This is a genomic window from Ilumatobacter sp., from assembly GCF_030065885.1.
Lineage (GTDB): Bacteria > Actinomycetota > Acidimicrobiia > Acidimicrobiales > Ilumatobacteraceae > Ilumatobacter.
Window position 1 is genome coordinate 1 of sequence record NZ_JASJCS010000087.1, and the last position, 24,875, is coordinate 24,875.

30 protein-coding genes and 2 other annotated features are annotated in these 24,875 nt (G+C 67.5%); of the genes, 8 read left to right on the forward strand and 22 right to left on the reverse strand.

Annotation, left to right across the window (positions count from 1 at the left end):
- The coding region (orn, locus tag QNJ12_RS16840) for an oligoribonuclease (protein ID WP_300624317.1) at positions 1-400 on the reverse strand (400 nt) is incomplete at its 3' end.
- A gap of 94 nt (positions 401-494) precedes the next feature.
- On the opposite strand from orn, the gene dut reads away from it, so the two are divergent.
- The gene (dut, locus tag QNJ12_RS16845; protein WP_300624319.1) at positions 495-941 is read left to right on the forward strand and encodes a dUTP diphosphatase; all 447 of its coding nucleotides are present in this window, start codon (positions 495-497) and stop codon (positions 939-941) included.
- Entirely contained in the window at positions 938-1,441 is a 504-nt protein-coding gene (locus QNJ12_RS16850) for a PaaI family thioesterase (protein ID WP_300624320.1), read from the forward strand. Before dut ends, QNJ12_RS16850 begins: the two co-directional genes overlap by 4 nt.
- Before the next feature lie 18 nt (positions 1,442-1,459).
- Here the strand turns inward: QNJ12_RS16850 and QNJ12_RS16855 are convergent, their stop codons facing one another.
- The 3 genes from QNJ12_RS16855 to QNJ12_RS16865 all read right to left on the reverse strand — a co-directional run bounded on the left by QNJ12_RS16855 (position 1,460) and on the right by QNJ12_RS16865 (position 3,143).
- Entirely contained in the window at positions 1,460-1,975 is a 516-nt protein-coding gene (locus QNJ12_RS16855; protein ID WP_300624321.1) for a GNAT family protein, read from the reverse strand.
- A gap of 62 nt (positions 1,976-2,037) precedes the next feature.
- Positions 2,038-2,778 (reverse strand): aquaporin, encoded by a 741-nt coding sequence (locus QNJ12_RS16860; RefSeq protein WP_300624322.1) that lies wholly within the window; start codon positions 2,776-2,778, stop codon positions 2,038-2,040.
- A gap of 2 nt (positions 2,779-2,780) precedes the next feature.
- The gene (locus QNJ12_RS16865) at positions 2,781-3,143 is read right to left on the reverse strand and encodes a helix-turn-helix transcriptional regulator (protein ID WP_300624324.1); all 363 of its coding nucleotides are present in this window, start codon (positions 3,141-3,143) and stop codon (positions 2,781-2,783) included.
- 142 nt (positions 3,144-3,285) lie between these two features.
- Here QNJ12_RS16865 and QNJ12_RS16870 point away from each other — a divergent pair, with 142 nt between their 5' ends.
- Positions 3,286-3,723 carry an ArsI/CadI family heavy metal resistance metalloenzyme gene (locus QNJ12_RS16870; protein WP_300624326.1) on the forward strand — a complete coding sequence of 146 codons (438 nt, stop codon included), beginning with the start codon at positions 3,286-3,288 and terminating at the stop codon, positions 3,721-3,723.
- A gap of 41 nt (positions 3,724-3,764) precedes the next feature.
- Here QNJ12_RS16870 and QNJ12_RS16875 read toward each other — a convergent pair whose 3' ends face one another.
- On the reverse strand, positions 3,765-5,495 hold the full coding sequence (locus QNJ12_RS16875) for an NAD+ synthase (RefSeq protein WP_300624327.1): 1,731 nt from the start codon (positions 5,493-5,495) through the stop codon (positions 3,765-3,767).
- A 218-nt stretch (positions 5,496-5,713) separates the two neighbouring features.
- Positions 5,714-8,089, reverse strand: coding sequence for a PQQ-dependent sugar dehydrogenase (locus QNJ12_RS16880; RefSeq protein ID WP_300624329.1), 2,376 nt, complete (start codon positions 8,087-8,089; stop codon positions 5,714-5,716).
- A gap of 179 nt (positions 8,090-8,268) precedes the next feature.
- Here QNJ12_RS16880 and QNJ12_RS16885 point away from each other — a divergent pair, with 179 nt between their 5' ends.
- The gene (locus tag QNJ12_RS16885; protein ID WP_300624331.1) at positions 8,269-8,529 is read left to right on the forward strand and encodes a hypothetical protein; all 261 of its coding nucleotides are present in this window, start codon (positions 8,269-8,271) and stop codon (positions 8,527-8,529) included.
- Entirely contained in the window at positions 8,492-9,037 is a 546-nt protein-coding gene (locus QNJ12_RS16890; RefSeq protein ID WP_300624333.1) for a nuclear transport factor 2 family protein, read from the forward strand. Before QNJ12_RS16885 ends, QNJ12_RS16890 begins: the two co-directional genes overlap by 38 nt.
- Positions 9,038-9,086: 49 nt before the next feature.
- On the opposite strand, the gene QNJ12_RS16895 is transcribed toward QNJ12_RS16890, so the two are convergent.
- From QNJ12_RS16895 to QNJ12_RS16905, 3 genes are all read right to left on the reverse strand, one after another.
- On the reverse strand, positions 9,087-10,340 hold the full coding sequence (locus QNJ12_RS16895) for a serine hydrolase (protein WP_300624334.1): 1,254 nt from the start codon (positions 10,338-10,340) through the stop codon (positions 9,087-9,089).
- A gap of 171 nt (positions 10,341-10,511) precedes the next feature.
- Entirely contained in the window at positions 10,512-11,006 is a 495-nt protein-coding gene (locus tag QNJ12_RS16900; protein ID WP_300624335.1) for a DUF1772 domain-containing protein, read from the reverse strand.
- 14 nt (positions 11,007-11,020) lie between these two features.
- The gene (locus QNJ12_RS16905) at positions 11,021-11,917 is read right to left on the reverse strand and encodes an NmrA family NAD(P)-binding protein (protein ID WP_300624337.1); all 897 of its coding nucleotides are present in this window, start codon (positions 11,915-11,917) and stop codon (positions 11,021-11,023) included.
- Between the two features lie 105 nt (positions 11,918-12,022).
- Here QNJ12_RS16905 and QNJ12_RS16910 point away from each other — a divergent pair, with 105 nt between their 5' ends.
- Together QNJ12_RS16910 and QNJ12_RS16915 are read left to right on the forward strand one after the other, a co-directional pair.
- Positions 12,023-12,961: an AraC family transcriptional regulator gene (locus tag QNJ12_RS16910; RefSeq protein ID WP_300624339.1), complete on the forward strand. Its 939-nt coding sequence runs from the start codon at positions 12,023-12,025 to the stop codon at positions 12,959-12,961.
- A gap of 100 nt (positions 12,962-13,061) precedes the next feature.
- Complete coding sequence (locus QNJ12_RS16915; RefSeq protein ID WP_300624341.1) at positions 13,062-13,379, forward strand: 2TM domain-containing protein; 318 nt, start codon at positions 13,062-13,064, stop codon at positions 13,377-13,379.
- 73 nt (positions 13,380-13,452) lie between these two features.
- On the opposite strand, the gene QNJ12_RS16920 is transcribed toward QNJ12_RS16915, so the two are convergent.
- The 11 genes from QNJ12_RS16920 to QNJ12_RS16970 form a co-directional block, all read right to left on the reverse strand.
- Complete coding sequence (locus QNJ12_RS16920; protein WP_300624355.1) at positions 13,453-13,797, reverse strand: type II toxin-antitoxin system PemK/MazF family toxin; 345 nt, start codon at positions 13,795-13,797, stop codon at positions 13,453-13,455.
- On the reverse strand, positions 13,781-13,975 hold the full coding sequence (locus QNJ12_RS16925; protein ID WP_300624356.1) for a hypothetical protein: 195 nt from the start codon (positions 13,973-13,975) through the stop codon (positions 13,781-13,783). Before QNJ12_RS16925 ends, QNJ12_RS16920 begins: the two co-directional genes overlap by 17 nt.
- A 57-nt stretch (positions 13,976-14,032) precedes the next feature.
- Entirely contained in the window at positions 14,033-14,566 is a 534-nt protein-coding gene (locus QNJ12_RS16930; RefSeq protein ID WP_300624342.1) for a hypothetical protein, read from the reverse strand.
- Positions 14,567-14,828: 262 nt separating this feature from the next.
- Entirely contained in the window at positions 14,829-15,542 is a 714-nt protein-coding gene (locus tag QNJ12_RS16935) for a hypothetical protein (protein ID WP_300624343.1), read from the reverse strand.
- A gap of 166 nt (positions 15,543-15,708) precedes the next feature.
- Complete coding sequence (locus QNJ12_RS16940; protein WP_300624344.1) at positions 15,709-16,047, reverse strand: hypothetical protein; 339 nt, start codon at positions 16,045-16,047, stop codon at positions 15,709-15,711.
- An 807-nt stretch (positions 16,048-16,854) separates the two neighbouring features.
- The gene (locus tag QNJ12_RS16945; RefSeq protein ID WP_300624345.1) at positions 16,855-17,325 is read right to left on the reverse strand and encodes a hypothetical protein; all 471 of its coding nucleotides are present in this window, start codon (positions 17,323-17,325) and stop codon (positions 16,855-16,857) included.
- 90 nt (positions 17,326-17,415) lie between these two features.
- Positions 17,416-18,656, reverse strand: a protein-coding gene (locus tag QNJ12_RS16950) for an IS3 family transposase (RefSeq protein ID WP_300624346.1) whose coding sequence is annotated in 2 segments (ribosomal slippage) — positions 17,416-18,353 and positions 18,353-18,656 — 1,242 coding nt in all. Because the reading frame shifts where the segments join, the coding sequence is not laid out codon by codon here.
- Positions 18,259-18,369, reverse strand: a sequence feature (AL1L pseudoknot). (Overlaps the previous gene by 111 nt.)
- On the reverse strand, positions 18,610-19,323 hold the full coding sequence (locus QNJ12_RS16955; protein WP_300624348.1) for an RHS repeat-associated core domain-containing protein: 714 nt from the start codon (positions 19,321-19,323) through the stop codon (positions 18,610-18,612). Before QNJ12_RS16955 ends, QNJ12_RS16950 begins: the two co-directional genes overlap by 47 nt.
- 114 nt (positions 19,324-19,437) lie before the next feature.
- Positions 19,438-19,689, reverse strand: a complete 252-nt coding sequence (locus QNJ12_RS16960) for a hypothetical protein (protein WP_300624349.1) — start codon at positions 19,687-19,689, stop codon at positions 19,438-19,440.
- A gap of 348 nt (positions 19,690-20,037) precedes the next feature.
- A complete protein-coding gene (locus QNJ12_RS16965; protein ID WP_300624350.1) occupies positions 20,038-20,448 on the reverse strand; it encodes a PIN domain-containing protein in 411 nt (136 codons plus the stop codon).
- A gap of 6 nt (positions 20,449-20,454) precedes the next feature.
- Positions 20,455-20,688, reverse strand: a complete 234-nt coding sequence (locus QNJ12_RS16970; RefSeq protein ID WP_300624351.1) for a hypothetical protein — start codon at positions 20,686-20,688, stop codon at positions 20,455-20,457.
- A 328-nt stretch (positions 20,689-21,016) separates the two neighbouring features.
- On the opposite strand from QNJ12_RS16970, the gene QNJ12_RS16975 reads away from it, so the two are divergent.
- Positions 21,017-22,287 (forward strand): IS3 family transposase gene (locus tag QNJ12_RS16975; RefSeq protein ID WP_300624352.1). Its coding sequence is split into 2 segments (ribosomal slippage): positions 21,017-21,331 and positions 21,334-22,287, totalling 1,269 coding nucleotides; the frame shifts between segments, so codons are not numbered across the junction.
- Positions 21,328-21,444: a sequence feature (AL1L pseudoknot), on the forward strand. Its footprint overlaps the gene before it by 117 nt.
- Before the next feature lie 28 nt (positions 22,288-22,315).
- Here the strand turns inward: QNJ12_RS16975 and QNJ12_RS16980 are convergent.
- Positions 22,316-23,200: a hypothetical protein gene (locus QNJ12_RS16980; protein ID WP_300624353.1), complete on the reverse strand. Its 885-nt coding sequence runs from the start codon at positions 23,198-23,200 to the stop codon at positions 22,316-22,318.
- Between the two features lie 73 nt (positions 23,201-23,273).
- The coding region (locus tag QNJ12_RS16985) for an RHS repeat-associated core domain-containing protein (RefSeq protein ID WP_300624354.1) at positions 23,274-24,875 on the reverse strand (1,602 nt) is incomplete at its 5' end.

Consider the following 24,875-nt stretch of genomic DNA (forward strand, 5'->3'; position numbering starts at 1 on the left):
CCTTCACCGACGACACGTCGACGCTGCGGTAGTGGAGGTGGTCCTCGATCTCGGGGAGGTACGCCGCGAGGAACCGGCGATCGGTCCCGATCGAGTTGCCGCACAACGGGACGGTGCGGGCCTCGGGGATGTGCTGCTTCAGGAAGGCCAGCGTCTGGGCCCCGGCCTCCTCGAGCGACATGGTGGACGTGCGGATCGACTCGAGCAGCCCGCTGCGGGTGTGCATGTCGACCACGACGGGGTCCATCGCCTGCAGCTGCTCGTCGGTCGCGTGCACGACCAGATCGGGCCCCTCGGCGATGATCGTGAGGTCGTCGTCGGTGATCAGCGTGGCGATCTCGACGATGACGTGACGATCCGGCTCGAGACCGGTCATCTCCAGATCCATCCAGGCCAACATCTGACGGAACCGTACCAGCGGCCGACGTCTGGGCTCGTCGGGGCGACGTCGGAGCGTGGCCGCCCGACCGAGTGGCCCATCTAGGGTTCGTCCCGTGACCCAGGTCCGGATCGTCCGACTCCATCCCGACGCACGGCTGCCCCGGCCGGCGCACCAGGGCGACGCCGGTGCCGACCTGTGCTCGGTCGCCGAGATCGAGCTGGCGGCAGCGGGCGGGCGGGCGCTCGTGCCGACCGGCCTCGCGATCGAGCTGCCCCCGGCCATGGTCGCCTACGTGATGCCGAGGAGTGGGCTGGCGCTGCGCGACGGTGTGACCTGCCTCAACGCCCCCGGCGTGATCGACAGTGGCTACCGCGGCGAGATCGGGGTGGTGCTCGTGAACACCGACCCGACCGAGGACTTCGTGGTCCGGCCGGGCGACCGGATCGCCCAGCTCGTCGTGGCCGAGCTCCCGTCGGTGTCCTTCGCTGAGGTCGAGGAGCTCGGCGGGTCCGAGCGGGGCGTCGGTGGCTTCGGCCACACCGGCGTGGCCTCGTCGTGACGCTCGTCCGGCTCCACAACGACGACTGGGGGTACGAGTCCAACTGCTTCGTGTGCGAGGAGCGCAACGAGGGTGGGTTGCGCCTCCGCTTCTTCCACGAGCACGATCCTGCGACCGGCCGCGACGTCGTCGTCGCCGAGTTCTCCCTCCCCGACCGGTTCAGCGGTGCGCCGACGATGGTGCACGGCGGCGTGACGCTGGCGATCCTCGACGAGGCGATGGCGTGGGCGTGCATCGCGGTCGGCCACCGCTGGGCCGTGACCACGGAGACGTCGACCCGCTTCGACCGACCGGTACGGGTCGGCAGCCACTACCGCGTCGAGGCCGAGGTCGTCGACCACGTCGACGCCACGATGCGGACGGCGGCGACGATCGTCGACCGCCGTGGCGGCGTGCGCGCCGAGGCCGCTGCGTCGTTCACGACGCTCGGCGAGGCGCAGGCCGTCCGTCTGGCCGGTGTCGACCTCGGCGACGAGCACCGTGCGTACCTCGACCGCTGACCGGGTGGCAGGACCCGTTCAGAGGTCGGCCGGGATGATCGAGTAGAGCGCCGCGTCGGCGTGGCCGTTGCCGAGCCGGAGGCGACGGCGCAGCACGCCTTCGAACGTGGCACCGGAGCGTTCGGCGACCCGTCGGCTCGCCGCGTTGTCGACGGCGATCAACAACTCGACGCGTGCGAGCTCGTGGTGGTCGAAACCGTGCGCGGCGAGCAGCCGCGTCGCCCGCGTCGCGTAGCCGTTGCCGGTCTCGGACGTCCGGATCCAGTAGCCGAGGTTGGCGAAGTCGTTCTCGGTGTTGAAGCGGTTCAGGCCGCACGCGCCGACGATCGTCTCGTCGGGGTCGACGATCACGAAGCCGTCCTCGTCGCCGTGTTCGGCCCGGATCCAGCCCAAGGTGCCCGCTTCGTCGTAGTCGACGGCCCACGGCATGAACGGGGCCAGCTCGGTCTGCGAGGAGCGGATCGCGTCGGCGAGGGCCGGCAGATCGGCCACCACCGGCTTGCGCAATCGGATGGTCCCGTCGCTCAGGCCCATCCGACGATTCTGGTCGCCGTCGATGGCCGAGACGCGTCGGGTTTGCGGCCTGAGCGCTCCGATCACTCCGGCTCGAGCGTCGCGTCGGCGTGCACCGGTGCGCTGGCCGGCAGCTGTTGCTCATCGGGCGTCATCGTGCGGATCAGCGGCACGGCGACACCGACTGCGATGAGCTGGGCGACGACGAACATCGGCACCGATGCCGGTTCGATGCCGGCGAAGGTGTCCGAGAACATCCGGGCGACCGTCACCGCCGGGTTCGCGAAGCTCGTCGACGAGGTGAAGTAGTACGCGCCGGCGATGTAGCCGCCGACCGCGAACGCCACGGCCTGCGGGTTGCCTCGCCGCACGGTGAGGAAGATCATCAGCAGCAGGCCCAGTGTGGCGACGCCGTCGGCGAACACGAGGTGCCCGGCCGATCGGTCCTTGCTCGACCAGTCGACCGCGGCGAGGTCGAACATCAGGTTGGCGGCGATCACGCCGACGATGCCCCCCGCCGTCTGCACGGCGACGTAGAGTCCCGCCGTCGTGCGGTCGATCCCGCCGAGCGCCAGATCGGTCAGCGTGACGGCCGGGTTGAAGTGGGCGCCCGACACGGCCGCGAAGGCGAGGATCAGCGCCACGAGCACGGCACCCGTCGCGATCGCGTTCTGGAGCAGCCGGAGCCCCTCGTCGCGGGTGAGGTCGGCGGCCATGATGCCCGACCCGACCACCGCCGCGAGCAGGAAGAACGTGCCGATGAACTCCCCGGTCAGTCGACGGATCAGGTCGCTGGATGACGGGTGAGCGGGGGCGGACGCCAACGTCAGCCGCGCCCCGACGAGTCGGCGGCCGCCGGTTCGGCGCCCTCACCGAGGGCGACCCGCAGTGCCGCGAGATGGTCGGTGCGGAGGCGGAACCAGGCCCACTTGCCGCGCTGCTCACGCTCGACGAGCCCGGCGGCCACGAGCTGTCCGAGGTGGTGACTGGTCGTCGGCTGCGACTTGCCGACCGCCTCGGGGAGGTCGCAGGCGCACAGCTCGCCGGTGGGACTCGTCGCCAGCATCGAGATCATCCGGATCCGGGTCGGGTCGGCCAGCGCTTTGAGCTGCGCGGCCAGTTGGGCGGCTTCGTCGTCGTCGAGCGTCGACTCGAGGACGCAGCACCCTGGGGGGCAGAACTCGTTCATGGATTTCATATTGACAGATGTCGATTCGATGTGCCAATCTATCGATCGAGATCAATACATCGATGATCGTCGATTCGTCGGGGCGGGTAGGCTCGGGCGAGCGGCCGATCGCACCCGAAGCACCCCAACCAGGAGTCAACACATGCGCCTCCAGCTGGCCCTCAACGTTCCGAACCTCGACGAAGCGATCGACTTCTACAGCAAGATGTTCGACGCCCAGCCGTACAAGGTGAAGCCCGGCTACGCGAACTGGGAGGTCGAGAACCCGCCGCTGAAGCTGGTGGTGTTCGAGAACGCCACCGCCGAACCCGGCTCGTTGAACCACCTCGGCGTCGAGACCGAGTCCGCCGACGAGGTGGTCGCTGCGGAGGCCCGGTTGGCCTCGTCCGGCCTCGAGACGACCGGCATCGACGACACCATCTGCTGCTTCGCCGAGAAGGTCGAGACGTGGGTGCATGCCCCCGACGGGAACCGTTGGGAGTGGTACGTCAAGCAGGCCGACCACGAGTCCCAGCTCGACAACGTCGTCGTCGGCCACACCGCCACGCCCGGCAGCACCGAGTCGGTCTGCTGCGGCTGACCCCCCGTGTTACAGAAGGTGTCAGACACCCTCTGTAACGGTCAGCCGCGGTAGGCGTGGGTGATGGGCATCCGGCGGTCCTTGCCGAACGCCTTCGAGCTCACCCGGACGCCCGGGGGTGACTGACGCCGCTTGTACTCGGCGATGTCGACGAGCCGGGTCACCCGCTGGACGATGTCGGCGTCGTGGCTCATCTCGACGATCTCGTTCGCCGTACGGTCGTGCTCGATGTAGAGCTCGAGGATCGGGTCGAGCACCTCGTACGGCGGCAGCGACTGGTCGTCGCGCTGGTCGGGTCGCAGCTCGGCCGACGGCGGCTTGGTGATGACGTTCGGCGGGATCACGTTGCGACCGGCGGCCCGGTTGACGTATCGGCACAGCTCGTAGACCTCGAGCTTGAGCACGTCCTTGATGACGGCGTAGCCGCCGACCGAGTCGCCGTAGATCGTGAAGTAGCCGACCGCCATCTCGCTCTTGTTGCCGGTGGTGAGCACCATCCAGCCCATCTCGTTGGAGAGCGCCATCAGGATCTGGCCGCGACACCGCGACTGCAGGTTCTCGTACGTCAAGCCGGGCTCGCGCCCCTCGAACGACGGCGCCAGCATGTCGAGGTACGCCTGGAACGCCGGCTCGATCGAGATCGTCCGGAAGTCGATCCCGAGGTTCTCGGCGAGCAGCTCGGCATCGCTCTTCGAATGGTCGGACGAGTACCGGGACGGCATCGAGACCCCGTGCACGTGCTCGGGCCCGAGCGCATCTGCGGCGATGCAGGCAACCAGCGTCGAGTCGATGCCGCCGGACAGGCCGATCACGACGTCGCTGAAGCCGTTCTTGCGGAGGTAGTCGCGGGTGCCCAGCACCAGCGCGTCGTAGAGCTCGCGGTGCTCGTCGAGCGGCTCGGCGATCGGCGCGTCGGCCGGCGTCTCGTCGCGCCGGCTGCGTGCGCTCACGTGCACGACGGGCAGCTCGGGCTCGGTCTGCTTGCCGCGCGGGTCGAGCAGCCGCCCGCGGTAGATGGGCGAGACCGGCACGTCGACGATCATCAGGTCCTCGACGAACTGGGGTGCTCGCGCAAGCATGTGGCCGTCGGCGTCGACCACGAACGACCCGCCGTCGAACACGAGCTCGTCCTGCCCGCCGACCTGGTTGACGTACACGATCGGCGTATGGGCGTCCTGGGCGCGGGTGGCGACCATGCGCTCGCGGCCGGTGTCCTTCTCCCAGTGGTACGGCGAGCCGTTGATGTTGACGCTCAGCTCGGCGCCGCCGGCGGCCTGCGTGGCGAGCGGGCCCACCGGCGACCAGATGTCCTCGCAGATCGACACGCCGACCTTGACGCCGGCGATCTCGTAGAGCTCGAGCGGGTCGTTGCCGCCGACCTCGCCGGAGCCGGGCGTGAAGTAGCGCTGCTCGTCGAACACGGCGTAGTTGGGCAGGAACCGCTTGCGGTAGGTGCCGACGACCTCGCCACCCACGCAGACCGCGGCGGCGTTGTAGAGGTCACGGTCGGCGTCGACGAAGCCGACCACCGCGACGCAGTCGCCCGTGCCGGCGGCGAACTTGTCGAGCGCGACCCGGTTGTCGGCGACGAACCCCGGCTTGAGCACGAGGTCCTCGGGCGGGTAGCCGGTGACCGACAGCTCGGGGAATGCGACGATGTCGCAACCGGCGGCGTCGGCTCGTTGGTAGGCGTCGACGAGCTTCGCGAGGTTGCCGTCGAGATCGCCGACTGTCGGGTTGAGCTGGGCCAGCGCGATGAGCAGAACGGTCACACGTCCAGGCTACTGGCGGTGCCGGGGCCGGGTCCTCTGTGGCAGTGATCCGTCGAGCGCTCGGGGCCAGGTCCGCGCTGCCGGGGGGCGATCCGTCGGACGCTCGGATCGCTCCGACCGAGTGCTCCGGTGTGCGGTGGGCGAGTGCCGACGCGCAGCGGTGGCGGCGAGCTCGGGAGGTGGCGAACCCGAGGGGCGTCGCCTGATCAGGACACAGCTCAGTCGGAGAACACGCCGACGATGTCGACGACCAGGTCGGTGCCGACGAGCGACGTGAAGCGCTCGTCGCCGTTCGCCGCGACTCGGGAGAACGCCAGCGCGGCGCGAGTCTGGAAGGCGCCCGTGTAGTTGACGTTCGAGACGAGCGGCGGGTCGGTGCCCGGGAACGTCGCCACCCAGCCGGCAGCGCTCGTTTCGGTCACCGTGATGTTCTGCACCACGCCCGACGTGGTGCCGGCGAGCGGTGTACCGACGGTGACCGGGATCTCGGGCTGCAGCCGTCCGAACCCGAGGTTCTCGCGCGAGTCGGCGATGCGGACGGGGTCGATCGGCGTGTACAGGCCCGATGTCGACGTCGGCGCGGCGTCGGACGTGATGTAGCCGTGGACGTCGACCACGACGTCGTCGACGCCGACTGCCTGCAGCCCGATCGACGTCCCGCCGTTGAGGGGCACGACGAGCGTGTTGGCCCGCACGTCGGCGGGCAGCACGTTGACGTTCGAGGTGTTCTGCCAGGTGCCGTTGCCGGGGAAGCCGCCCACGAAGCCGGCGGCGTTCGGGTCGGCGATCGCACCGACCGAGAAGACGACCGCCTGCACGGTGCCGTCGTCGGGCAGGGCGAGCTGGCCGAGCGCCTCGACGTCGATGCGGTCACCGGTGCGGGTCCACGGGTTGGTGCTGCCCGAGTCGAGGGCCGTGCCTGCCGCGATCCGGGTGTCGGCGAGCCGGAGCGGCTCGAGCGCGACGAAGCGACCGTCGTCGGACGAGCCGCCGGTGTCGTCGAACCACGCCATGACGTCGACGATCACACGCCCGGTCGTGGTCGACTCGAGGATGAACGTGCCGTCGTCGTCGAGCGGGACCACCGCCGCGTTGGCGACGATCGAACCCGGGCGGTCGGCGTTCAGCGACGAGGTCTCGGGCCGCGCGCCGCGGGTCGCCCAGGTGCGCACGAAGCCGGGGCCGTCGGTGGCGTCGTACGTGAGGTTGACCAGCGCCGCCTCGTAGGCGCCCGGCGGGTCGAGGTCGACCACTCGGGTCGTGCCGCCGACCACTCGCCCGGCAGGCACGCCGATGCCCTGGGTGTCGTAGGCGCGGAACGGCGTGGTCGGGATCATCTTGAGGTCCTTCGCCGTGCTGGTGGTGAGCGGCGCGGTCGAGCTGATCATCCGGAGCTGGCCGCTGCTGCGCACGTAGTAGAGGACCATCCGGCCGGCGGCGTCGAAGCCGAACGTCATGTCCGAGATCGTGCTGGCGCCGGTGGCGAACGGGTTGTCGTAGTCGACCGCGCCGTTCGGCTGCCGGATCCAGATGCGGCCGGTGCCGCCGTCGGCGAAGAAGTAGGTGCCGTCGTACGCGGCCGGCCAGAGGCCGTTCGGCGTGAACGCGCCCGCGGCGATGTAGGTGCCGAGCCCGCGACCGTAGGACGTGATCGGGTCGGTGATGCCGGCCGGTGGCCCGGCGCACGGCGGGCTGGAGCCCTGCGGGCACGAGCCCTCGCGCGAGTTCCAGCCGTAGTTGGCACCGATCGCGCCGACGTTGACCTCCTCGAAGCTGCTCTGGCCGACGTCGTTGATGAAGAACCGGTCCGACCCGTCGTTGCGGTCGAAGGCAATGCGGAACGGGTTCCGGAGGCCCCACGAGAACAGCTCCTGGCACGAGGTCGACGGCGTGGCCGACGTGTTGCCGCGGAACGCACAGCGTGCGGTGCCGGGTCCACTGAGCGGGTTGCCGGGCGCCGGGAACGCGTCGCGCCCGATGCGGAGGATCTTGCCGTTCAGGAGGGAGAGGTCCTGGGCGGCGTCGTTGTTCCCGGCCGAACCGGAGTTGCCGCGTGGGTCGCGGCCGGCGTCGCCGACGCTGACGTAGAGGTTGCCGTCCGAGCCGAAGTCGAGGTCGCCGCCGTTGTGGTTCGAATTGACCGACGAGATGTCGTCGATCATCACCCACTCGCTGGCCGGGTCGATCGTGCCGGTGGCGAAGCTCATCCGCAGCTGGCTGACCCGGTTGACGCAGGTGTTGCCCGAGAACCGGGTGTAGTAGACGTACAGCAGCCCGTTGCCCTGGTAGCCCGGGTCGGGCGTGACGCCCATCAGCCCGCGCTCGTTGGCGTTGTTGCAGACGCTCAGGTTGATCGCCGTCGTCAGCGCCTCGCCGGGCCGGCCGACCTTGATCCGCCCGCTCTGCTCGGCGACGACGATGGTGCCGTCGGGGAACCACTCGACCGCAGTCGGTCGGGAGACGGTGTCGACCAGCGCATCGGTGAACCCGGGTGGCACGGTGGCCGCGGCCACGTTCGACGCAGGTGCCGCCGCGGCGGTGATGCCGGCGGTGGCGACGAGGAGGACAGCGGACCAGAACGATCGACGGCGCACGAACCCGCAACGTACCCAATCGACCGCGCCGGCGTGGCGCGGTGCAATCAGGAGACTCGGCCCGCTGCCACCTCGGTGACCCGGTCGCACGACTGGCGCAACTCTCGCGCGAGCACGTGTGCGGCGCCGTTCACGCCGGGTAGGTTCGCCGCGTCGAACCAGCGAGGGGGTCACCGCCGATGGGCCGGAAGCTCGACAATGCGATGGGGTTGTACCTCGAGGGGATCCGTGACGGCGACGTCCGTCCGGCCGTCGAGCGCTACACGGGCGACCGCTACACGCAGCACTCGACGGGGGTGCGTGACGGCGTCGAGGGCTTCGTCGAGTTCTTCGAACCGTTCGTCGAGCGCACACCTTCGAGGGACATCCGGATCATCCGGGCGATCGAGGACGGTCGCTACGGTGTTCCTGCACGTGTACCAGAACCTCAACCACGGTGAGGCCGAATGGGTCACGACCGACTTCTTCGACACCGACGAGCACGACCGGATCGTCGAGCACTGGGACGTGATCGCTCCGTACTCGGCCGAGACGCCGTCGGGCCACACCTCGGTCGACGGCCCGACCGAGGTGGTCGACCGGGATCGCACCACTGCCAACAAGGCGCTGGTGTGCGAGATGATCGAGCAGGTGCTGATGCGGGGCGGCGACCCGAGCCGGGTCTCGGAGTGGATCGCGGACGGCTATGTGCAGCACAACGCCGAGGTCGCCGACGGTCTGGCGCCCTTCGCCGAGCTCGCCGTGGCGCCCGATCGCTCGCTCTGGTACGACGAGATCGTGCTCCTCGTCGGCGAGGGCAACTTCGTCGCCACGCTGTGCCGGGCCTCGTGGGACGGGCAGCCGATGGCGCAGGTCGACCTGTTCCGGGTCGACGGCGGCAAGATCGTCGAGCACTGGGACAACGCCGAGCCGGTCCCCGACGACGACGTCAACTCCGGCAAGTTCTGATCGATCGCCCGAGAGCCGACACGATCGCTCGTTCGGAGGTGACGGCAGTTCAGCTCTGGGGGCCGGTCGACGCGATCAGCTCGCGGTAGATGTCCCAGATCTCCGAGGCGTCGGGGTCGGCGATGCTCTCCACGTCGAAGCGATTCATGCACACGGCACCACTCCACCCGTCGCCGGTGACGACGCCGACGCACGTCTGCCCGGTCACACCGCCGCCGGCGTGGCCCCACCCTGTTCCGATGTCGGGCCACACGAACTCGTCGATCCCGAGCCCGATGTGAGGTGCCCCTGGGAGCGGTGTGGTCATCTCCTCGACCGACGCCGCCGACAGGAGATCGCCGTCGATCTCGCCGAAGAACGTCGCCACGTCTGCGGTGGTCGACACCTGGCCACCCGATGCCCACGACTGCGATGAGGCGCCGCGGGCTGCCGCTGTTGACAGCGGGATCACGATGTCCTCGGGCACGAGCAGATGACCCGGGACGAGTCGGTCGACCTGCTCGGGCCATGCCAGGAAGGTGTCGGTCATCGCGAGCGGCTCGAAGATCCGGGCCTCCATCACGTCGGCCAGGGACTGTCCGGTGGCGGCCTCGATCACCGCACCCACCACGTGGTACGCGGGATTCGAGTAGGCGAACGGCGCGGGGAGCGGCTCGTCTCCGACCGAGTCAGCCGCGACGGACAGGAGCTCGGAGGGGGTGAGGATGTCCTCGAACGTGGCCAGCGCGGCCAGACTGGGCTCGAGACCGCTCACGAGGTCTCTCCTGGCCAGCCCCGAGCGGTGCGCGAGCAGGAGTCGGAGCGTGATCTCATCGGCCCGGGGGAAGTCGGGGAGCCAGCGCTCGATCGGCGTGTCGAGGTCGAGCACGCCGTTCTCGACCAACAGCATCGTCGTGGCCGCCGTCATCGTCTTGCCGATGCTGCCGATGAGGAACTGCGGCGGTTCGGTGGGCGCCTGACCATCGGCGAAGTGGTCGACCGAGGTGACGGTCCCGTCGGGCGACCGCACCGACGCCGCCAGCACGGGGACGCCGAGCTGCTCACCCCACGTGTCGACGATCGATTGCAGCTGATCGGGGTCGACCTCCCGACTCATCTCGATCGTGTCGACTTCGGTGCTGGTCCGGGTGTCGGTCCCCGTCTCGGCTGCGACGTCGGCCGCCGGCTGCGTCGTGGGTGGCGTCGTCGTCGGCATCGTCGGCGGCGTGGTCGCCGACTGCGCAGGAGTCGTGTCCTCCTCACCGCCACCGCACCCGGCGGCCAGCAGGGCAACCACCATCAGGAGTGCGATTCGCGGACGCACGGCAACCCTCTCACCTGCCTACCCTGATGATCGCTCCGCCCGGTGGGCGTGACCAGAGTCCTGGGACCCGTCACCGACACCACGCCGCACGAGCGGGTGTTGGCGACGGAGCGCGCCGATCCCCGGCGCCCTGCGAGACGGCACCGGGGACGGGCGAGGCGTCGGCGGAGCTCAGTCGGCGGCGACCATCGCTGCCGCTGCGGCGAGACCGAACGAGACGACGCCGGCCGCGGTGCGGAGGTGGTGGAGCCGGTTCCAGGGCCGCTCGTAGGTGCGGCGCCGCTCGGACAGGTCGTCGCCGGCGGCGGCCGGCAGGTCGAAGGCGTCGAGGGCGTCGTTGAGGGGGATGTTCCCTCGCACCGTCACGCCGAGGACGCCGACGAGGTAGGTCCCGGTGGCGCCGGCCAGCAGCCACCCTCGGCGGACGTCGCCGCTCCGGAAGTGCAGGACCGACGCGGCGCCGAGGGCGAGCGGCATGCCCATGAACGGGACGATGAAGGCCGGGTTGATGATCGCCCGGTTGATGTCCTGCATCGTCTCGACGTAGGTGTGGTCGCCGACCCGGGTCGTGCCGGGGATGACCGAGACGGCCCAGCCGTAGAGGAGTCCGGCCACGAGACCCGTCCCGATGACGCCGGTGGCGAGGAGGAGGTCGTTCGCGTTCATCGCTCGGCCTCCCGTCACGCCGTGACGACGGTGGGCCGGTCCCACGCGCCGGCAGCAGCGGCATCCCTGGCGTAGTCGGCGAAGTCCCTCGCGGGGCGGCCCAGGACCTGCTCGACGCCGTCGGTGACCCGAGCGTTGCGCCCGTCGAGCGCCTCGGCGATGACGTCGGTGAGGTGACCGGCGACGTCGGCGGGCAGGCCGGCGTCGACCAGCTCGGCCGTGTACGCCTCGTGCGGCATCGGGAGGTACTGCACCGGTCGCCCGATGGCGTCGCCGAGGATGGTGGCGACCTCCTCCAGCGTGATGATGCGAGGTCCGGTGAGCTCGTGGAGCCGGCCGATGTGCGAGTCGTCCGTCAGTGCGGCGACGGCGACCTCGGCGACGTCGTCGATGTCGAGGAACGGATCGGGGCCGGCGGCCTCGGGCATGGCCATGATCCCGGCCCGGATCGGGTCGGCGAAGATCTCGCTGAAGTTCTGGGCGAAGAACCCGCAGCGCAGGATCGTCCAGTCGGCGCCCGACTCTGTCAGCAGGCGCTCGGCCCGCTCGGCCCCCTCCTCGCCGCGGCCGGCGAGCAAGACGTGGCGGCGTACGCCGCGGGCGAGGGCGACGTCGACGAACGACCGGACCGTCTCGGCGGCGCCCGGCAGTGCGAGGTCGGGGAAGTACGTGATGTAGGTGGCGTCGACGCCGTCGAGCGCCTCGACCCACGACGTGGGGTCGGTCCAGTCGAAGTAGGTCTCGCTCGATCGGGACGCCGGCTTGACCGGGACGCCCAGGTCGCGGAGCCGAGCCGCGACGCGGGAGCCGGTCTTGCCGGTGGCGCCGATGACGAGGGTGGTGCGGGTGGTGCGGGTGGTGTCGGTGTGTGCGGTGTGGGTGTGTGCGGTGTGGGTGTGTGCGGTGTCCATGCGACGAGTGTCCGCGATGGCGTCCGATCTGGGAATCGCCGAGACGCTCGGCGGCATGCGCGACCGTCTGTACTTGGTGTCGGGGCAGCCATAGGCTCGCCATCCATGGACGCGCTGGCCGGACTCCTCGACGGGCCCCGGGCCCGGGGGGCCTTCCTGCTCCGTTCGAGTTGGAGCGGGAAGTGGGGCCTGCGGATCCTCGCCGAGTCGCCCCTCACCCTGCTGGCCGTGCCCCGTGGAGAGTTGTGGATCCTCCCCGACGGCGGCCGTCCGATCCGCGTGGGCGCCGGCGACATCGCCATCACCCGGGGCCCCGACCACTACTCGGTCGTCGACCACCCCGACACCGAGCCGACCATCACGATCTTCCCGGGTCAGGACTGCCGCGACGAGCACGGCGAGACGGTCGAGGAGTCGATGTCGCTCGGGGTGCGCAGCTGGGGGAACCACCACGAGGGCGAGACGATCATGATGGTCGGCGCGTACCACTCCTTCGGCGAGATCGGCGACCGGCTCCTGCGCACGCTGCCCCCGGTGGTGGTGTTGCCGAAGGAGCAGTGGGTGTGCCCGCTGGTGCCCGTGCTGGACGACGAGGTGGTCAAGGACCATCCCGGCCAGGTCGCCGTGCTCGACCGGCTCCTCGACCTCGTCGTCATCGCCGCCCTCCGGGAGTGGTTCGACCGGCCCGACGCCGAGCCGCCCGCTTGGTACCAGGCCCTCAGCGACCCGGTGGTCGGCACCGCCATCCAGCTGATGCAGGCCAACCCGGCTGAGCCGTGGACCGTGTCGTCGATCGCGTCGGCAACCGGCGTCTCGCGGGCGGTGCTGGCGAAGCGGTTCACCGAGGTGCTCGGCGAGCCGCCGATGACCTTCCTGACGAACTGGCGGATCGACCTCGCCGCCGACCTCCTGCGCAAGCCCGACCTCACGCTCGGTGCGGTGGCCCAGCAGGTCGGCTACAGCACGCCGTTCGCGCTCAGCTCGGCCTTCAAACGAGTTCGCGGCGTGAGCCCCCAGGACCACCGCGAGACCGTCGCCGGCTGACGCCACAGCCGTACAGGGCTCGCCACGGCCTCGTGGCGACTCATCTGTCCACGTGTCGGCCGGAGGCGTACGATGAAGGTGGAGGACCGCGATGGCCAGGATGGCGAGAAGCGCCGTCGAGCTGAGACGTGGGTTCTTCGTCCACGTGCTCGTCTACGTGGCGGTGAGCCTCGCGCTCGTGATCGTCACGGCTGTCCGCGGGGACGACCGCTGGTGGCTCCCCTTCATCATCATCTGGGGTGTGTGCGTGGTGGTCGACGGCGCGCTGGCATTCCTCTGGGGCCAGTCGGGCACAGACGGACGTGGGCTGGCCCACTGGTTGCGGGTGGGCATGCTCGGAAGGACGAGATCTCGGAAGGCGACCACGTCCAGTGGCTCACCGAAACCGCCACTGGGGCCGATGACACCACACCGGTGATCGCCGCTCTCGGCACTGCTGCGCACCACTGCCGCCCAGTGACGGCTGGCGCTCGTTCGTGAATGGCGCGCGATCACGAATCGACGTCGAGGATGGTGGCGATGACGTCTCGGATCTGACTCAACGCCACGACGCCCACGTTCCCGCGGCCGGCAAGGATCCGCTGCCGCGCGACCGAACGGATGTGCTGGCACTGGGCGGCGGAAACGGCCTCCAGCAGGTTCGTCTCGTCAGGTTCGATCTCCACCTCGGAGTGAAAGCCCCGCAGCGTCGTGGTCACGGGCACGACCTGCAGCACCGATGGCTCGGCGTCGAGAATTCGTTGTGCCGTCACGACCACGGCGGGATGCCGGAAGCCTGCCTCCCGTCCTTCGGGGACGCCGAGATCGATATCGACGATGTCACCCGACTGGAGCATCCAGCCAGCGCTCCTCCGCTTCGGAAAGCGGTGCCGCCAGCTCCGCACCGATCTGGTCTTGCCGCAACGCCCGCACCGCCAAGGTGACCGTGCGACCCACGGTCTCGCCGAGGTCGGCAGCCAGACGCTTCAGCTCGGCGTGTGTCGCCTCGTCGATCCGAACACTCGTGCTCTGCATGCGAATCAGCATACATACCTATCGGTGCTGGGATACATCAGACCGGTCACGACGAAGTCAGCAGTCGATGCCAACCACCGCTTTGATGTCCGCCTCGAATGGGGCCCCGTACGCAAGGGGAAGGAGATCGATCTCCGCGCACCAATTGGGATGCTCGGGGAGGCCCTGAACGCTGTACCCACACTCGTAGTAGCGTCGCTGATCCGCTGTTGAGGCGACCCCTCCGACGGGGGTTTCCTCGAACCAAGTCGCGGCCATCGTCTCCAGCTCGGAGCACAGCTCCTCGATGTCGTCGCCGGATGGCGATCGCTCCTCGAGTACGAAGTAGCGAACGACCGCCCATTCCTCGCATTGCACGAAGCAGAGATGTTCGCCACGCTCTTCGGCCGCAACCACCTGCGCAGGCGGGAGCTCAAGACGGTCAAGGGCACCGTTCATCGAGCCGATCGGAGTACGGATTCGCAGGCCGCCCGCTAGCGCGAAGAGACCGAGGATCACAAGCATGGACGCCGCCGCTAGAGCAGCGACGCCTGCCGCGATCCGCTGAATCAGCGGATTCGGATTGCCCCATCGAGTAACGCCCTGCGACATCAGTAATGCCCATTGCTGTCGTTCTGTGGAAGGACAGCGTTCGGGCGAGTGCCGTACACCGGCGCCGATGGCCTCCGATAGAACGCACGTGCGGCTAGCACGTCGTGCGAGACAGGGATCGGTGACGACACCGCCGACCGAGCACGCTGCAAGCGTCGGATCTTCCGCAGTGGGTCGTGGTCGGTCAGACGCACTCGTCGGAGTATGAGCTCATCCGATCGCTTCACGTCGTTTCTGGCGGCCGAGATACTGCCATCTTCGATCACACGCGTTCCAGCTCACTCAGTGCCGCCCGGCACGAGGACGGCGGCAACCGACGAGGCTCTGCTCCAACGCCCGCAACGAAGATCATCGGGCTCCCGACGTCGTCCGCGAACGAACGGATCGTCCCCGAATCGAGCCGCGTCGAATCGATGATCCGGAGTTGCCCGTGCCCGAGTAGATCCGTCGCGGCCGCATATGCGACGAAACGTGACTGCGCCTCAACTGATGGCGACACCTCACGAGCCACGAGATACTCCTCGACGGTGTCGCGATCAAGCCCCTCGGCCTCCAGGAACGCTGGCAGGCTCGGCGGGTGGACGCCCCTCCACAGATTCCGCTCAACCTGGCCCACGAGTTCCCACTCGAACCTTCCCGAATCACCGAGCTCAGCGGCCCGAACCCGATCGGGACGCGTCGACACGATCACTCTGTTGTTCAACGTGATGTCGCTCATCCAGTCCGGACCGTTCCGGCACACCGCCACGTCCTGCAGCAACTCCGGGACGATCAACGAACCAGCGAGCCGGTCGTTGATCGTCGATCCAGCCTCAGCACCGTCGAACGAAACGTCGAACGTCACCACCGCCCCATCCGCGCCCAGCGACCGAAACTTCGGAACGACGCCCTCCCACACCAGCCAGCCCACGAAGATCGCCAAGAACACGACACCACCGACAACTTCGAATCGAGTCTTCGTCAAGGCGTCGGACATCCCGCGTGACCGCAATACTGAAACGGGGCTCCGTTGGGCGGCGTGCCGCTGTATCGGTGAACCTTCCAGAACTGTGACCCGCGGATGTCGATGTCCGGGCGACCGGTGCGACGCCTCCACGCGTAGACCAGCAGTGCCACTCCGGTAAGGACCTTGAGGATCTCCGTCACCACGACTTGATGCTCCAGGTCTTCGCTGGGCCGAATGAGATGCCTAAGTCCGAAGTTGCCGAACTGCTCGTAGTCGACGCCAGGTGAGTTCGGTTCTTCACCCCAGTGACCGGTCGTCCCGCCGGTTCCCACACCCACCGTGTGTTCTTCTTGCCGAGCCCGGCCAGGTGCGTTGCCTCCGTCGAGGTGAGGTCGGCCTCATCGAGCACCGCACCGTCGTGGATGTTCCCGAACACGTCCTTGGGAATCTGCCACGTCGTTCCGTTCCAGGTGGTCTCGTAGAAGTCGGCATCAAGATCCTGCTTGATGTCCCACTCGCCGCCGGTCTCACTCATCGTCCCGATTCCACAACACCCAGAATCGGAGCGCCAGGCTAGCTAGGCCGAACACGACAATGAGCCCGCTGATCATGGTTGGCCCCAACGACAGTAGGCATCAACCGCGGTCGCGGCACCGGCCACATAGGTTGCCCCGGCGGCGGCCCCTGATGCACCGCGAACACCACCCACGGCCCCAAGGCGCAGAGCACCTGGAGCCCACCAATTGCCTACGAGACCCCAACCGACGCTCTCCCTGTTGGGCTCGGGAAACGCACTGCCGATGATCGGCGCTCGTGATGTTTCGCATACGGCCTCCCCGGCCTCCCCGAGAGCATCCCTCCGCTCCAGCTGCTCACGGCTGCAGCTGCCAGACTCACCGGTGACGGGATTGATGCCGTTCAGCCCGCACGTGACCGGACCGAGTAGTTGCTGGAAGCCACTCTCGAGGTCATCGACGAACTCGTTACGCCTTCGACCACCACGGACTGCTCTCTTCCTCTCACCGGATGACCGGTGCAACTGGGTGTCGCCAGGAGTGAGTGGTTGCCGTCGCCTATGTGGCGCTGTCTTCGCCGTAGGGCCAATCGGATTCAAGGGCGTCCAGCGGTCGTCTGGTTGGGGTGGTCGGGGATCGAGTCTTTCGAGCATGTTCGAAGTCCGGCAGCGTCACGACTGGCAGAAGGTACTCCCGCCAAGCGGCGTGGGCTCCGGTTGTCAGCGCATCTGGCGAGCGACACAGCATCGCAGCGACGCCTCCACGCACCGGCACCGCCTTGGTCACTGGTGCCTCGTTGACGACTCGGTCGACGCCACCCAACTCGTCTACCGCGGCTGGAGGCAGATACAGCATCGTCCGTAGCCGGGCACGAACGGTTCTGAACCGCGGTCGCGCCACAGGTTCGCCGCGTAGTTGTAGGTCTCGTTCGGGTCATCGGTCCATGTCGCTCGGCCAGCCATCACCTGACTCACACCGGTCACTTCGACGAACAGCTCGAACAACGAATCCGAACACGCCTCGGCCCATTCCTGCCATGAGTCACCGAAGAACGTCCACGACGCATGAAACGCCAGTGGCGCCATGGATCCCGCATCGGGAAGACTCTGCAGACTGGCTCCGCAGCTGACGATCCGTTCGGCTCGGTCACTCGTCCTGACGTTGAAACCCTCCGTCGAGTAGCACAGCGCTCCCTGCGAACGGAGCCTGGCGCGGTAGTCGATCGCCTCTTCGCGTTCACGACTGCGGAAGAACCTGATCTTGTTGGCCCCGAGCTGCTGGACGCCGAAGATGCGCATCGAGTCCAGCCTTCGCCGCGGCGCCACCGACGCCAGGATCTGAGCACCAACGTCCCGAAGACCCGGAATCGCCATGAACCTCACCGGGTTTCACGCAGGCGTGTTGGTGTGAGTCTCGGCCTCGCGGCCTGAGAGTTGTTGACGGTAGTGCAGGTCTTCGAACTCGGCGGGCGGGATGCGCCCGAGTTCGTGGAACAAGCGGCGGTGGTTGAACCAGTCGACCCACTCCAAGGTGGCGAGTTCGAGGTCGTCGAGGCCGCGCCATGGTCCCTTGTTGCGAACGAGTTCGGTCTTGTAGAGCCCGTTGATCGACTCGGCCAGGGCGTTGTCGTAGCTGTCACCGCGTGAGCCGACGGAGTTGACGACGCCGTTGTCGGCGAGGCGCTCGGTGTAGCGGACGCTGAGATATTGCACGCCCCGATCCGAGTGATGGACGAGGCCGTCGAGGTCACCGCCGGCACGGTTGCGGTCCCAGATCGCCTGCTCCAAGGCGTGCAGGGCGAGGTCGGTCTTGAGCGACCGTGAGGCTTGCCAGCCGACGATGCGCCGCGAGAACACGTCGGTGATGAACGCGACATATACGAACCCCGACCAGGTCCGCACGTAGGTCAGGTCCGCAACCCAGAGCCGGTTGGGTGCCGTTGCTGCGAACTGGCGATCGACCAGGTCCTGCGGCCGTTCAGCAGCGTCATCGACGATCGTCGTGCGACGAGGCTTGCCGCGCACCGCACCCCGCAACCCCAGATCACGCATCAGCCGTTCAACGGTGCAACGCGCGACACGGTGGCCTTCGCGGTTGAGCTGGGCCCAGATCTTCGGCGCCCCATAGACACCGAAGTTCTCCCGGTGCACCCGCACGATCTCGATGCGCAACTCGTCGTCGCGCAGCGAACGCGCCGAACGGGGCCGGCGCTTGGCGGACCAATACGTCGACGGGGCGAACTGCAACGTGCGGCAGATCGGCTCGACCCCGAAACGATCACGATGAGCGTCGATGTAGGCGATCATCGTCGAGGGCCGTCGAGCTCGGCCGCGAAGAAAGCCGACGCCGACTTGAGGATCTCGTTCGCCCGACGCAGCTCCCGGTTCTCCCGCTCGAGCGCCTTCAACCGCTCCCGCTCATCGCTCGTCAACCCGGGACGCTGCCCCTCGTCGATCTCGACCCGGCGCACCCACTTGCGGACCGTCTCGGGCGTCGGACCCAGCTTGTCGGCGACCGAACAGATCGCCTCCCACTGACTCCCGGTGTGGCGCTCCGCCTCCAAGACCATCCGCACCGCGCGTTCACGCAGCTCGTCGGGATACTTCCCCGGTCGTCGCTGATCTGTCATGGCCCAATCCTCCCAGGGGATCGAGCCTGCGCACTACCCGGTGAGGTTCATAGTTTGCCACCGTGCCGAAGGCAGCTGCGCAGGCGATCTTCCAGTAGCCGGGGCACCACTTGGCCCCGGCTGCGGCGGATCCGCCACCGACGACAACGTTCTTCCCCACGTTCTTCGCCAAGTCAACGACGTCGACCGGCTCGTCCGGCGGGTAGAACGTGTTGAGCTGAGTTTGGAGCTGTTCGTTGATCGCTCGAAGATCAAGCCACGTCTGATCGATCGTCGGCACGAAGCCGTTCTCGACTCGGACTTGATCGTACTCCTGGATGGTCTGCTGTCCGACTGCCAACGCAACCTGCGTGACATAGAACTCGAAGTCGTCGAAACAGACCGTTGGCTGGTTGTTCTCGTCCAGCCGGCAGGTCTCAAGCCCCGACGGATCAGACCAAGTGATCGGGTTGCCACTCGCGTAGATGTAGGGCTCACTCGTCTGTGTGACGAGTGGGTCGACGGAGATGAATTGGCCGAGGGTGGGGTCGTGGTGGCGGTTGTTGAGGCAAACGACACCGACCTCCTCGCATCGATCACTCGCTGCACGGTCACCGGCTACACGAGTCCCGCAACCCGGAGCCGACCAGCAGAAGGCCGAAGGCCGCCATGACTCCGCTTCCCGCATACTGCTGCCACGTCCAGAACCGAGCTCCCCCTATGTCGACGTCCGGGCGACGCCGACGCCGCCACCATGCATAGCCAAGTAGAGCAACGCCCGCGATGATCCTTAGGATCTCCGCTACCACAGCTTGATGTTCCAGACCTTCGCCGGGCCGAATGAGAACCCGAGACCGAAGTTGACGTACTGCTCATAGTCGACACCGGGAGACTTGGGGTCGTCGGAGTAAGCCCCGATCGTGCCACCGGTGCCGACGATGTAGGTGACGCTCCCACCAACCGTGGCCCCCTCGCGCTCGTCCGCCTTCTTCGTGGCCCAGCCGATCGACGGCCCGATGTTGGCGGAGAAGCCGAACTCTCCTACCGACGGCATAACGTGTCCATCCTGATAGCTCACGCCGGCACACACGTACAGACAGCCCCCGACCTCGTTGTTGAGAAGATCACGCGCCGTATCGAGGCAGCTCGTGCGCCCGAACCCGCCAGTCCACGTGAGCAGGCCGAACGCCGCCGGCGGCCGGGTCGCGCAGCCCGTCGTTGAGCCCGGTTCGAGCCGAAAACGCGCGGACGCGCATTCTCAGCCCGGAACTCGAGCGCAGGTGCGGTGGTCACGTCGGTCAGTGTCGCACAAGCTCCGCCGACGGGTGGCGGTGTCTGCGGCGATGGCCGCCCGTAGGGCGGGTCATCAGCCCAACGAGCGCAGCGAGGCGGGAGCTGTTGATCAGGGGACGAGCTCGAACGCGTCGCAGTGAGCCGGTCGGATGACGTGGAAGTGGGCGCGGTCCAAGGTTGCGACGCGGGTCACCTCGAGGCGCTCAGCGATCGCGATCAAGCTGGCGTCGGTGCCGCCGAGAGGCAGGTCGGCGTAGCGATCGACGAGCTCGCGGACGCGTTGCCAGTCGTGCCGGGTGATCGGCTCGACGGTCAAGGTGCCGTCGATGATTGCGTCGTAGAACGCCGCCTCGGCATGCGCACCGAGTTCTCGTGTCACCAGATAGACCACTTCCGCGACGACCATCGCGGTGGTGACCAGCGGCCCGGTCGCCGTTTCCAACAGTTCCACACAAGCATGATGATGCCGGTCGGATCGGTCAGCGGCAGCGACCAGCGGACCGGTGTCAACGATCAACACGACAGCTCAGTCGCGGCCGAAACCGTCCGCGAGGAGCTCGTCCACGCGGTGGCTGATGCCGTGCTCGCTGGCTCCGATCCCGACGAAACCGAGCCGTCGGCGCCGTGGTGCCGCCTCGACCGCTGGGGCGTTCTGGGTGAGCACTTCGGCGGCGAGTTCTTCGACCGTGACCCCGCGTGCTGCCGCGGCTGCTTCCAGACGACGGGCGACATCGTCAGGAACGTTCACGGTCATCGACATGATCAAAGCCTACGTGCTCTTGCGTCGACGCTGCTCGCGTTCGAGTCGGCGTCGTTCGGCCCGCGACAACCGCGGCCCGTCGAACACCGGCGGTGATGCGGGAGTGCTCCGACGAGACGGCGGAGACGGTGGCGGCGGGATGGCGCGATGCTGTCGCAGCTCGGCCTCTAGGCGCCGCACCCGAGCCCGCAACACCTCGACTTCGGCGGCGAGTTGGTCGCGCTGGGCGGTGACGTCGTGGAGCTGATCGAGCAGCTCGCCACGCCCGTCTGCTTGAACCGCCCTGGGTTCGTTGGAGGCTCCTGATCTTGGAAACAAGGTTGGAGTCATGCCGAATGAGCAGTCACCGGGGAAGCCGACCACGCGTCGGTACTCGGAGCAGGAACGGTTGTCGGCGGTGCGGATGTGCCGACAGCTCGAGAAGGAGTTGGGCACCTCGCATGGGGTGGTGCGTCGTGTCGCGGACCACCTCGGCTACGGGGTCGAGTCGGTGCGCAAGTGGTGGCGAGACGCCGACGTCGCCGATGGGATCGCTGGGCCGGACGCGCAGCGGGTCGTCGAGCTCGAAGCGGAGAACAAGGAGCTGAACCAGGAGCTGCGTGAGCTGCGGCGGGCGAATGAGATCCTTCGCAAGGCGTCGGCGTATTTCGCCCAGGCGGAACTCGACCGCCCACCGCGCTGATGGTCGGGTTCATCGACGATCATCGTGACGAGTTCGACGTCGAGTCGATCTGCAGGGTGCTGCCGATCGCGTCGAGCACGTACTACGCCGCCAAGCGTCGCGAGACCGCACCGTCGGCACGCGCCGTCCGTGATGCGGTGATGATGCAGGTCCTGATGGTGTTGTGGGTCGCGAACCGCAAGGTCTACGGCGCTCACAAGCTCTGGAAGGCGGCGCGTCGTGCCGGCCACGACATCGGCCGCGACCGGGTCGCACGGTTGATGCGCCAGATGGAGATCGAGGGCGTCAGCCGGCGTCGGCGCAAGGTGTTCACCACCATCTCGGATCCAGATGCGGTGCGAGCACCGGACCTGGTCAACCGGAACTTCACCGCCGACCGCCCCAACGCGTTGTGGGTGACCGACCTCACCTATGTGCCCACTCGGACCGGGATGGCGTATGTGTGCTTCATCGTCGATGCGTTCTCCCGTCGCATCGTGGGTTGGCGCGTCGCGTCACACATGAAGACCTCGATGGTGCTCGACGCGTTGGAGATGGCTCGCCGTTCTCGCGGTCGGCGCCGGCTGATCGGGCTCGTCACACACGCCGACGCCGGGTCGCAGTTCACATCGGTGAGATTCACCGAACGGCTCGACGAGATCGGTGCTCGGCCTTCGATCGGCACCGTCGCCGACTCATATGACAATGCCCTCGCCGAGACGACCAACGGGCTCTACAAGACCGAGTGCGTCCGAGGACCTGACGCGCCGACGGTGTGGGACGACGTCGACCAGCTCGAGCTCGCCACGCTCAGCTGGGTGCACTGGTTCAACGAGGAACGGCTTCACAGCCACTGCGGGGACATCCCGCCAGCAGAGTCCGAAGCGGCGTTCTACGCTGCCCAACAGACCGCCCCGACCGGGGTTGGAAACCAATAGCCCGAGTCTCCATCAGACCCAGGGCGGTTCAATCGTCATGCGGCCAATCGGATGCGAGGACGTCAAGAGGTCGTCGTGTCGGGGTGGTCGGCGTCCAAGTCGATCGAGCGTGCTCGAAGTCCGGCAACGTGACAACCGGCAGCAGGAAGTCGCGCCACGAACTCAACGCGTTCTCCGTGAGCTGATCGGGGGAATGGCACAACATCGCCACCACCCCGCCTCTATCAAGCACCGAAACTCTCTCCACCGGTGCCTCACTCACCACCCGCTCACTACCACCCAACCGAGCAGCAGCCTCCGGGGGCAAGAACACCATGGTGCGATAGCCAGGTACAAATGGTTCCGAACCCCGATCACGCCACAAATTCGCAGCGTAGTTGTAGGTCTCGTTCGGATCGTCGGCCCAAGTCGCCAACCCGGAAATCAGCTCGGCCGCCTCCGCAACCTCGACAAACAGGTCGAACAACGCGTCCGATGCTGCTGGTGCCCATTCTCGCCACGCTTCACCCCAGAACGTCCACGAGGCACGAAATGCCAAGGGCATCGATGAACCCCCATCTGGCCTCACTTGAAGCGCAGCATCGCAGCTCACGATCTGCTCGGCTCGATCGCTGGGCCGAATACCGAACCCCGCTGATGTGAGGCGCAGATTCCCTTGGGAACGGAGCTGTTCGCGATAGGCCAACGCCTCGTCGTGTTCGCGACCTCGGAAGAACCTGATCTTGTTCGCTCCGAGGCGTTGCACGCCGTAGATGCTCATCGTGTCGAGCTTCCGGCGTGGCGCCACCGCCTTCAACACCTCGGTGCCGACCCTCCGCAGCCCAGGGCCCTCGAGGACCTCGAAGAGTCGATCCAACTCGCAGTCAGATAGCTGATCTGTCTGGAACGACACTGACAGCCGCAAGTCGATCACCTCAGCTGCTCCGCTCACCACAACTCCCCTGTATCGCGGGCCGACGAACAGCCCTGTAGACCCCTTGTGGCACTCATCGCCCGTGCAACAACATCGCCCCGCCAGCCATCGATGCCATACCGAGCCACATCACCGCGATGTTCGTGGAGATCCCCGGTTCAATACGCGGTATCGACACACTCGGCAACCACCCGGTCGACGAGTTCACCAAGACTGGCACTGTCGCCGTCGCTGTCGGGCCGTTCGTCCGGCTAGCGTTCTGAGCCGCCCGATTCGCCTCGTACGTCGCTGCCATCCCCGCCAACAGCTGACCAATACTCCAGTTATCGACTCGATACAAGTACAACCCTGCGGTCGTCGACTCCCACCAGTTCAACCGAATAACTCCAGCCAACGTCGAACCAGCCGAACCAAACTCAGCCCGATTCACCTCAACGCCAGGAGTGGCCCGATACCCGGACAGTTGTCGCTGTCCTGCTTCCTCGCTCCACGGTGTGCCGTACTTCAGTTCGCCGACCGGCTTCGGATTCATCCCCGGACGGCATAGATCAGGTAATCCCCCTGGTATCGCACATCCGATCTCGAAACTCGCTCCACTCTGATTGGCGATCGAGATCCCGACTGAATCATGGTACGCGTCAAGCACACGAGCAATGAAGAACCCCTGAGCCCTCACATCGCCACCGTGTCCACGTGACTCAGCCTCCAGCAACGCCGCCTCCCACTCAGCGAAACGCCGCCTCTGCGCATCCCGTACCGCCTGGTTGTCCTCGGCGTTGCAGGTCCTGCCTGTGCACAACCCATCCGGGTCAGAGAACGACACGGGGTTCGCTGATCCGTAGATGTATGCCTCACCCGTAATCGCCACCAAGGGGTCGACGGAGGTGAAGGTGCCGAGGGTGGGGTCGTGGTGGCGGTGGTGGAGGTAGACGAGTCCGGTGGGGTCGTGGGGTTGGTTGAGGAAGCCGGTGTCGTCGACGGTGGTGCCGTGGCGGAGTTGGCCGTAGGGGTGGTAGCGGTTGTGGGTGACCGCTGCGGTGGTGGCGTTGACGGTGGCGATGATGCTGTTGTGGTGGCCCGCGATGGTGTGGGTGATGGTGCCGTCGAAGCCGCGGTGGGTGCCGCCGGGGTAGTGGCGGGCGACGTCGATGGTGGGGTCGTTCGGTGTCCAGCGGAGTTGGGTGGCGCCGAGGTAGATGGTTTTGGTGCCGTCGGGGTCGACGCGCAGCACGCGTTGGCCACCGGTGTCGTAGACGTGGCGGGTGTGGTTGGCGTGGGTGGTGATGGTGGTGTCGGTGATGCCGCCGGTGCCGGTGTGCAACGAGGTGTCGACGAGGTAGCTGCCCGATGCCGGTTGGGTCGAGGCGTACAACAGCGTGCCGTTGATGAGGTAGTCGATCTGGGTGTCGGTGCGTTGGATCGTGTACACGTCGCCAGGTGATGCTGGGGGGCCGATGTGGGTGTTGGTGCCGTGTTCGTAGATGTAGATGTTGCCAGCGGCGTTGTGGTAGATCGCGTAGTCCAACTCGGCGTACCCGGTGCCGGTATCGGTGTCGTTGAGGCCGACCATGATCGGGTGCCCCGAGTCCTGTGAGAACCGGAAACTCACCTCACCATCGCCGGGCAACGATTGGCTGCTCGACGCACCCGCCGTCCACCCCGACGGGCCGGGTTG